The 464-nt window shown below is 37.9% G+C and carries 1 protein-coding gene; it reads right to left on the bottom strand.

Going from position 1 to position 464, the window contains the following annotated elements; all coding sequences use genetic code 11:
- Window positions 1-459, bottom strand: a 459-nt coding sequence (locus F7Q96_RS26520; protein ID WP_409364734.1) for a DNA gyrase subunit A, incomplete at its 3' end; no start/stop codon positions are given.
- Window positions 460-464 lie beyond the last annotated feature (5 nt).

Raw genomic sequence — 464 nt, 5'->3', positions numbered from 1 at the left:
TAGATTCATCAATTTTGGTTGTCCATTGTCTAGACAAACCATGTTGATGCTGAATGAGTTTTCAAGCTGGGTATTTAAGAATAAGTTATTTACAACGACTTCTGCGTTTTCACCGCGTTTCAAGTCAATTGCAATACGCATACCTTCTTTATCTGACTCATCACGAAGTTCTGAAATACCTTCAAGCTTTTTCTCTTTTACTAACTCGGCAATACGTTCAATAACTCTTGCTTTGTTTACTTGATATGGAATTTCAGTAAAGACGATGGTTGTACGACCTGTCTTTTCATCTTCTTCGAAATGGTATTTACCACGAATGTGTAAACGACCTTTACCGGTACGGTAGGCATCAACAATACCTGATTTACCGTAGATAATACCGCCTGTAGGGAAATCAGGACCGGTAATGTATTCCATCAATCCTTCAATCGAGATATTCGGATTATCAGCATAAGCCAAACAAG

The organism is Cupriavidus gilardii, from assembly GCF_008801915.1.
Classification (GTDB): Bacteria; Pseudomonadota; Gammaproteobacteria; order Burkholderiales; family Burkholderiaceae; genus Cupriavidus; species Cupriavidus gilardii.
The sequence above is the reverse complement of the archived record's forward strand: the minus strand, read 5'-3'. Positions and strand labels throughout refer to the sequence as shown.